Genomic DNA, 9,828 nt, shown 5'->3' on the forward strand with positions numbered 1-9,828 from the left:
GAACACCAACTTCCCTTCGTCACCGGACGCCCGGCTGGGCGATCTCGATCTGGCCGAGCCGTACCGTCGGTTCCGTCGCGACCTGCGTCAGCACCGAGGTCAGCCGCGCGGCGAGCGTCCGCGCGGTCCGCCTGTCGAAGACGGCGGCGGAGAACCACAGGGATCCCGCGAGCCCCGCGGGGCTCCCGTCCGGGCCGCGCAGCTCCCTGATGCTGAGTGCCAGGTCGGACATCGCGGGACCTCCCGCGCCCTCGCCGGGCAGCACGTGCTCGGCCGACAGGCCGGGAAGGCTCCAGGGCGGTTCGGGAAGGTTGTCCATGCCGAGGATCACCTGGAAGGGCGGGGTCCGGGGCGGGTCGAGCACCTCGATCAGGCGGTCGTAGGGGAGGTCCTGGTGAGCGAACGCCGCCAGGTCGGCCCGCCGCACACGCCGGACGAGCTCCCCGAACGACGGATCGCCGCTCGCGTCCGTACGCAGCACCAGCGTGTTGGCGAACAACCCGACGACGTCGGCCAGGACGCCGTCCGCCCGTCCCGCGGACACGGTGCCCACGGCGATGTCCTCGGCCGGGGCCGACCGCGCCAGCAGGGCGACGACCGCGGCCTGCACGACCATGAACGGTGTGGCACGCTCGCGCCGGGCGAGCTCGATCACCCTCAGGTGGACGTCCGACCCGACGACGACCTCGACCGAGCCGCCCCGCGGCGCGCGCCCGGCGGGATCGGGGGGTTCGGGGGGGTCGGCCGGAACCGGCGGCCCGGCGGGCGGCACCGGAGCTTGGGGCCGGTGCGGCGCCAGGGGCGGTTCGGGAGTCACGGGCAGGCGCGGCGTCGGGGGCGGACCGGGGGCCAGGGGCGGTTCGGGCGGCACGGGCAGGTCCAGCGTCGCGGGCACGCCCGACGCCGCGGGTCGGCCCGGCCCGGGCGGGTTCGGTGGGGGCACGTCCGGCGTCGCGGGGACTTCCGGGGGCGGGGGTGGTTCCGGGGTCGGGGGGAGCTCCGGTGTCGGGGGCAGGCCCGCCAGGGCCGTGCGCCAGTAGGCGAGTTGCCGGGAGAGCAGGTTCCGCTCGCCGCCCTCGTTCAGGAGAGCGTGCTGCCAGAGCGCGAAGTCGGCGTACTGCACCTCGAGCGGTTCCCAGCCCGGCTCGGTGCCCGCGGCACGGGCGGTGTAGGCGGCCGACAGGTCGCGGGCCAGAACGCCCATCGACCAGCCGTCCGCCGCGATGTGGTTCACGACCACCAGGAGGAGGTGGTCCTTCCGCGACAGCGCGAACAGGGTCACCCGCCAGGGCGGGTCACAGGCCAGGTCGAACCCCTCCTTCGCCATGGCCTCCATGGCGTCCGAGAGGCCGGCCTCGCTCACGGGGACGACCGCAAGGCTCGTGTCGACCGCGTCGAGGACCACCTGGCGGGCGATCCCGTCCGCCACCGGCAGGACGGTACGGAGCGCCTCATGGCGCCCGACCACGTCGGCCCACGCCGCCTCCAGCGCCGCAACGTCCAGGTCGCCCGTCAGCCGGACGGCCAGCGGGATGTTGTTCGCGGCCCGCTCACGGCCGAACGGGCCGTGCAGGCGCATCCGGTACTGCGCGATCGACAGCGGCACCACGCCGGGGCGCGGCCCGGCGGCGATGGCCGGACGCGCGGCGCCCGGCCTGGTCAGGCGCTCGTCGAGGGCCGTCGGGGTCGGCGCCTCGAAGAGCACCCTGACCGGCAGGTCCACACCCAGGACGCCACGGATCCGCGCGGTCAGGCGGACGGCGAGCAGCGAGTCCCCGCCCAGGTCGAAGAAGCCGTCCTCCGCACCGACGCGCGGCAGGCCCAGGACCTCCGCGAACAACGTGCAGAGGATCTCCTCACGGGGCGTGCGCGGCGCCCGGTGCGAGGACGGCGCGTAGCCGGGGACCGGAAGCGCCCCCCGGTCGACCTTGCCGTTGGCGGTCAGGGGCAGCTCGTCCACGGCCATCATCGCGGCGGGCACCATGTAGTCCGGCAGACGCCCCACCGCGTGATCCCGCACGTCCGCGACGTCGGCGTCGGCGCCGACCAGGTACGCGACCAGGCGCTTGTCCCCCGGCCGGTCCTCGCGCGCCAGCACGGTGGCCTGCGCCACGTCGGGGTGATCGGTCAGCACGGCCTCGACCTCGGCGGGCTCGACGCGAAAGCCGCGGATCTTCACCTGGTCGTCGGCACGCCCCAGGAAGATCAATCCGCCGTCGCGGTCCCAGCGGACCAGGTCGCCCGTGCGGTACATCCGCCCGCCCCACGGGCAGGCCACGAAGCGTTCGGCCGTCAGCGCGGGCCGGTTCAGGTACCCCTGGGCCAGACCGTGACCGGAGACGTAGAGTTCCCCGGCCACTCCGGGCGGAACCGGGCCCAGTGAACCGTCCAGGACGAAGACCCGGACACCGTCGCGAGGCCCGCCGATCGGCAGGGTCGCGGGCGGCCTGTCGACGGTGAACATCGTCGCGCACAGGGTCGCCTCGGTCGGCCCGTACAGGTGGTGGACCGTCACCCCGGAGCATGCCTCGATCACGCGCGCCACCGCATCGGCCGGAACCACGTCCCCGCCGGTCAGCACGTGGCGGAGTCCGGCGAAGCAGTCCGGGGACTCCTGCGCCAGCACCCGGAACAGGCCCGCGGTGACGTGCACGGCCGACAGGTCCGCCTCCGCCACCAGACTCTTGAGGAGTCTCGCGTCGATCTCCTGTGACGGGGCCACCACGACGCGACCGCCGTTCAGGAGCGGCACCCACACCTCGAGTGTCGAGGCGTCGAACGCGTGCGGCGCGTGGAACAGGAACCGGCCGCCGGCGACGTCACCCCAGCGGCCGTCCAACGCCAGGCCCGCCACCGCGCCGTGGGTGGCGACCACTCCTTTCGGCGCGCCCGTCGACCCGGACGTGTACATCACGTACACGGCGCTCTCGGCCGAGATCCGGGCCGCGACCGGCGCGTCCGCGAACGCCTCCTCCGCGCCGAGGAGTTCGGAGGTGACGACCAGCACCGGCTCGGAGTCCGCCAGCAGGAACCGTACCCGATCGGCCGGATAACCGAGGTCCACGGGCACGAAGACCGCACCCGCCTTGACGATCCCGAGCATGACGACGATCAGGTCGGCCGACCGCGGCAGCGCCACGGCCACCCGGTCCCCGACGACGACGCCACGCGACCTCAGCAGGCGCGCGAACCGGTTCGACCGGGCGTCCAGCTCTCCGTAGGTCAGCGAGGCGTCCCCGTCGACCAACGCGATCTCGTCACGTGACCGCACCGCCACCCGCCCGAACTCTCCCGGCACGGTCGCGTGAGCGATGCCCGTCCGGCCGACGTTCACGCCCTCGGTCAGCCGCTCCCGCTCCCCTTCCAGCAGGACGTCGACTTCGGCGATCCGCAGGTCCGGGTAGGCCGCCAGCCGCCGCAACACCGCCTCCAGGCGGGCGACGAGGGCCTCGGCGTTCTCCCTGCCGAACAGCCCGGGCCGGTGGCTGAGCAGGAACATCAGCCGCGGTCCGGGAAAGACGGCCAGGTTGATCGGATAGTGCGCGACGCTGTGCCCGTGCACCGGCTCGATCCGCAGGGTCTCCTCGCCGCCCGGGTCCTCCTTCGGGCCCTGCGGGTAGCTCTCGTAGATCACCAGGGTGTCGAATCCCGCGCCCGGACCGGCGACGCGCTGGATCTCGGCGAGGCCCAGGTGCTGGTGGGAGATCAGACCCGACTGCCGCGTCTGCAGGTCCGCGCACAGCCCGACGACCGACCACGCCGGGTCGAGCCGGGCCCGTACGGGAACGGTGTTGATGAACAGCCCGACCATGGTCCCGACGTCGCGCAGCTCCGCCGGACGCGCGGCGACGGTCGCGCCGAAGACCACGTCGTCGCGGTTCAGCAACCGGCCGAGCAGCAGCGCCCACGCGCCCTGGATGAGGGAGTTCAGGGTGAGGTCACGCGCTCGCGCCAGCGCTGAGAGCCTCGCGGTGAGGTCTTCGTCCAGCGCCCTATGGACCTGGTCGTGACCGTCCTGGTCGTGGCCGCCCTCGTCGTTCGCCGGTGTCGTGGGCGCCAACAGCGTCGGTTCCGAGGCGCCCGCCAGCTCCGCCCGCCAGGCCGCCCGGGACGAATCCATGTCCTGCTCGTTCAGCCAGGCGAGATAGTCCCGGTACGGCGTCACCGGCCGGAGCGCCGACGCGTCGCCGTCCGCGGCGTAGATGTCCCAGAGCTCGCTCTGCAGCAGGGGGAGCGACCAGCCGTCCATCAGGATGTGATGGTGCGTGAGCATCATCTGGTGGTGATCGTCGGCCAGCCGGATCAGGACCACGCGGAGCAGCGGCGGAGCCGCCAGGTCGAAGCGCCGCGCCAGCTCCTCCGCGGCCAGGCGTTTCACCTCGGCACGCGCCTCCTCGCCCGACAGGCCGGTCAGATCGGCCGCCCGCCACGGGAGCGCGACCCGGGCCGGGATGACCTGCACAGGCCGTTCGAGTCCCGCGGGCTGGCGAAAGCAGGCGCGCAGCGTGGCGTGCCGGGCGATCAGGGCCTCCCAGGACGCCTTGAGCACGGCCGCGTCCAGCCTGCCCTTCAGGTCCAGGATGTCCTGCGCCATGTAGAAGTCCTGGCCCTCGTCGTAGAGGGAATGGAACAGCAGCCCCTCCTGCAGGGGCGTCAGCGGCCACACGTCCTCTATCTGGCGTCCCATAGGGAACCTCCGCTCTCCGAAGAAACGTCGTCAAGGTCGCCGAGGTCGTCCTCAAGGGCCTCGAGCTGACCAGGGGTCAGGTCGACCAGCGACAGATCCGAGGGCGTGAGTCCCCCGACTCCGGGCTCCGCCACGTGCGACGCGAGGCCGCTCAGCATGCTGATCCACCCCTGCGCCAGCCCGGTCGCGTCGGTCTCCGTCAGCACCCCGTCCAGCCACGACACCAGGAGGACCAGGTCTGGTCCGGCCGCGCCGTCACGGACCAGTCCGCCGAGCTCCAGCGCGTGCAGTGCGGGCAGGTCCGGGTCGGAGTCGCCGCCCAGCGCGGCGGGTCCGGCGAGCTGCCAGTCGCCCGCGTCCTCGGCACTCTCGACGCTCTCGGCGACGCTGAAGCGTCCCAGATAGTTGAAGCCGATCTGTGGTGCCGGGAGGGCCGCCAGGGTCCGCCGCGTCTCATCGTTCAGGTAACGGAGTCGGCCGTAGCCGAGGCCGTCTCCGGGAACGGCGCGGATCTGTTCCTTGACGCGCTTGATCAGGCGACCGGCGGCGGGAAGGCCGGCACGGGCCTCGGCGCGGTCGATGATCCCCGTGTCCAGGCGAACCGGATGCATGGCGGTGAACCAGCCCACCGTGCGCGACAGGTCCATCTCCTCGGTGAGCCGGTCGCGGCCATGACCCTCCACGTCCACCACGACCGGTCCGGAGCCGAGTCCCCGGTCCACCGCCCAATCCTCCAGCGCGGCCGTCAGCGCCGCCAGCAGCACGTCGTTGACCCCAGCATGGAACGCGGTGGGCACCGTGGTGAGCAGGGCGGAGGTCAGGCCGGCGGGTACGGCGAACGAACGCTGCCGGACGGATGCCCCGGTGTTCCGGCGAGGGTCGGAGGGACGTCGGCCCGGCAGCCGGTCGGCGTCCCTGAGGATCTCGATCCAGCTCTCGAGCTCCGGTGTGCGTTCGGAGGCGGTGGCGACCAGATGCGAGGCGTACCGGCGGAACGAGACCGGGACACTCGCCGGTTCCGGACGTTCGCCGGCCGCGATCGCGGTCCAGGCGGCCTCGAGGTCGGGCAGGAGGATCCGCCAGGAGACCGCGTCGCAGACGGTGTGATGAACGACCACGGCCAAGCGGCCGGGACGGTCGTCCCCTCGGTCGAACCAGACCACCTGCAGAACGACCCCGGCCCAGGGGTCCAGCCGTCCGGAGGCGGCCCTGGCCTCCCGGTCGATCAGCTCGCCCAGGGCCTCGTCGCCGAGCCCGGTCGCGTCGAGCCGCAGCACCTGATCGGCCACGGACGCCGGCTCTCCGACCTCGAGGTACGACTCTCGCTCGGCACCGGCCCGGACCAGCCGGGCCCGGAGCAGATCGTGATGATCGACGATGGCCTGAACGGCCTGTTCGAGCCGCCCGAGCCGGAGGTCGGCCGGAACCCGGACGACCATCCACTGCGAGAAGCGTCCGGCGAGCGCGGCGGGACCGGCGAGTTCGGCGAGCTGTCGCATGATGGGCGTGAGGGGGATGGTGCCTTGGCCGTCCTCGTGGGTGACGTGCCGGTCGTTCACGGGTTCGGCGATGGCGGCGAGGGCTTGTGGGGTCTTGTGCTGGAAGACGTCCTTGGCGGTGATGGTCAGCCCGGCCTTGTGCGCGCGGGAGACGACCTGGAGCGACATGATGCTGTCGCCGCCGAGTTCGAAGAATCCGTCGTCGATCGACACCTGGTCCAACCCGAGGACCTCGGCGAACAGTCGGCAGAGGATCTCTTCCTGCGGGGAACGAGGTCGCCGTCCCGATGTCCGGGCGCGGAAGTCGGGGGCGGGGAGCGCGGTCCGGTCGACCTTGCCGTTGGCGGTCAGTGGCAGCTCGTCCAGGACGACCATCGCGGCAGGGAGCATGTAGTCGGGCAGCCACCTGGCCGCGAACTCCCGCATTCTGGTCTCGTCGACAGTGCCGACCAGGTAGGCGATCAGGCGGTCTTCGCGTGCCACGACCGTTGCTTGTGCGATTTCGGGATGGCTGGTCAGGACGGCTTCGATCTCGGCGGGCTCGATCCGGAAACCCCGGATCTTGACCTGATCATCCACACGGCCCACGAACACCAAACGGCCGTCACGATCCCAACGGACCAGGTCACCGGTGCGATACATGCGCCCACCGAACGGACACGCCACAAACCGCTCAGCCGTCAACCCCGGCCGATCGAGATACCCCCGTGCCAGCCCACGCCCAGCAACATAAAGTTCCCCAGCCACGCCAGGAGGGACCGGCCGCAAACAACCGTCCAACACGAAAACCTGGACACCATCCCGCGGACCACCGATCGGCAGCACCTGCGGAGGTTCATCGACCGTGAACGTCGTCGCGCACAACGTCACCTCAGTCGGCCCATACAAGTGACGGACAGTCACTCCGGGACAAGCCTCGACCACCCGGGCCACCGCGTCCGCCGGAACCACATCCCCACCCGTCAGAACATGACGCAGGCCCCTGAAGCATTCAGGGGCGTCCTGCGCGAGGACCCGGAACACACCGGCAGTGACATGCACCGCCGTCAGGCCAGCCCCAGCGATCAGGTTCTCCAGGACGCGCCCATCGACCTCGCCTGGCGGAGCCAGCACGACCGTTCCGCCGTTCAGCAGCGGCACCCACAACTCGAGGGTCGACGCGTCAAACGCATGCGGCGCGTGGAACAGGATCCGGCCTGTGCCGATGTCCCCCCAGCACCTGTCCAGCGTCAGCCCGGCCACGCCACCGTGCGTCGCGATCACGCCTTTGGGCACACCCGTCGAACCCGACGTGTACATCACATACACGCCATCCTCAGCCGACACCCCAACAGGAACCGGACCTTCAGCAAACCCCTCGTCCTCACCAAGAAGATCAGAGGTCACGGTCAGAACCGGGGCGGAATCCCCCAGCAGGAAACTCACCCGCTCAGTCGGATAGGTCAGGTCGACGGGAACGAACACCGCACCCGCTTTGACGATCCCGAGCTCCACCACGATCAGGTCGGCCGAACGCGGCAACGCGACCGCAACCCGATCCCCACCCCCGACACCACGCGACTGCAAGAACCGCGCGAACCGATTCGACCGGGCATCAAGCTCGTCAAAGGTCAGCGACACGTCCCCGTCAACAACCGCGACCTCATCCCGCGAACGCGCCACCACCCGCCCGAACAACCCCGGCACCGTCGCATCAACAACACCGACCCCACCGACATTCACACCCTCGACCAGACGCGACCGCTCACCCTCCAACAGGACGTCGACATCGCGAACCCGGATCCTGGGATCTGTCGCGACCTGGCCGAGGACCACCTGCAAACGGGCGATGACGCCCTCGGCCGTCTCCCGGTCGAAGAGATCGGTCGCGAACTCCAGAAAGCAGTCCAGGCCGCCTTCGTCTCCGCGCTCCGACATGAGCACCGACAGATCGAACTTCGAGGTGGACATCTCGAGGGGCTCAGGGCGAGTCTCGAGATTCGTCATCTCGAACTCGGTCGCCGGGGCGTTCTGAAGGGCGAAGCCGACCTGGAACAGTGGATGCTGTGCTAGTGAACGGGTCGGGGTCAGGGCGTCCACCAGGTGCTCGAACGGCAGGTCCTGATGCGCGTACGCCGCCAGGTCCACCTCCCGAACCCGGGCCACCAACTCCGCGAACGTCGGATTCCCACCCACATCGGTCCGCAACACCAACGTGTTCAGGAAATAGCCGATCTGATCGTCCAACGCCTCGTCCGTACGACCCGCGATCGGCGAACCCAACGCGATGTCATCACCAGCACCAAGCTGGGACAGCAACACTCCCAAGGCAGCCTGCGCCACCATGAACAGGGTTCCGTGGCAGTCACGTGCAAGCTTCGCCAAGCGCTGATGCACGCTAGCGTCCACCGTGAACGGCAACATCGCACCGCGATGGCTCGCCACTGCCGGACGCGGCCGGTCGAAAGGCAGCTCCAACTGATCGGGCAGGCCGTTCAGCGCCTCCTTCCAATACGCGAGCTGCTCGTCGAACAAGCCGTTCAACAACTCACGCTGCCAAAGCGCGAAATCGGCATACTGCACCGGCAATGGCGCCCATTCCGGCGGGCCGCCGGCCACACGGGCGGCATACGCCGCCGACAAATCCCGCGCCAGCACCCCCATCGACCAACCATCGGCCGCGATGTGATGCACCACGACCGACAGCACATGCACATCCGCCGCCAACACGAACAACCGCACCCGCCACGGAAGCTCGTCTTCCAGGTCGAAGCCGAGTTCGGCCTCCTCGTTCAGAGCCGGGGGCAAGTCCTCCTCGCGGAGGGCCACCGTTGGAATCCTTGATTCCGGCGGATCGAGAACAAGCTGGCAAGCAGTCCCGTCGTTCTCGGGGAAGATCGTCCGCAGGGCCTCATGCCTGCCGACCACATCAGCCCACGCCGCCTCCAACGCCCCCACGTCCAGCACGCCGACCAACCGCAGCGCCAACGGAATGTTGTTCGTCCCACTCGGCCCTTCCAACCGATGCAAGAACCACATCCGCTGCTGCCCGAACGACAACGGCAACCACTCCGGCCGCCGCTCCACCCGAACAACAGCCGGACGCAGCGAGTCCTGATGGTCCAATCGACCCGCGATGCCCCAGACGGTCGGTGTCTCGAACAGCGTGCGTACCGGGATTTCCGCGCCCAGCACCGCACGTATGCGGCCGGTCAGGCGCATCGCGAGCAAGGAGTCCCCTCCGAGTTCGAAGAATCCGTCGTCGATCGACACCTGGTCCAGCCCGAGGACCTCGGCGAACAAACGGCAGAGGATCTCCTCCTGTGGTGTGCGCGGTGCTCGTCCCGAGGAAACGGAAGCAAAGTCGGGCGCCGGCAGCGCGGCCCGATCGACCTTGCCGTTCGCGGTCACCGGCAGCTCGTCCAGGACGACCATCGCGGCAGGGAGCATGTAGTCGGGCAGCCACCTGGCCGCGAACTCCCGCACACTGGTCTCGTCGATAGTGCCGACCAGGTAGGCGATCAGGCGGTCTTCGCGTGCCATAACCGTTGCTTGTGCGACTTCGGGATGGCTGGTCAGGACGGCTTCGATCTCGGCAGGCTCGATCCGGAAACCCCGGATCTTGACCTGATCATCCACACGGCCCACGAACACCAAACGGCC

General features: G+C 70.3%; 2 protein-coding genes. Both read right to left on the reverse strand.

All coding sequences use genetic code 11. The features are described 5' to 3' along the window. Window positions 1-19 precede the first annotated feature (19 nt). Entirely contained in the window at window positions 20-4,687 is a 4,668-nt protein-coding gene (locus AB0L06_RS43025) for an amino acid adenylation domain-containing protein (RefSeq protein ID WP_500237517.1), read from the reverse strand. Continuing rightward, a complete protein-coding gene (locus AB0L06_RS43030; RefSeq protein ID WP_500237519.1) occupies window positions 4,672-9,804 on the reverse strand; it encodes an amino acid adenylation domain-containing protein in 5,133 nt (1,710 codons plus the stop codon). Before AB0L06_RS43030 ends, AB0L06_RS43025 begins: the two co-directional genes overlap by 16 nt. Between the last annotated feature and the right edge of the window lie 24 nt (window positions 9,805-9,828).

It is taken from the genome of Spirillospora sp. NPDC052269 (genome assembly GCF_040679435.1).
GTDB lineage: Bacteria > Actinomycetota > Actinomycetes > Streptosporangiales > Streptosporangiaceae > Spirillospora.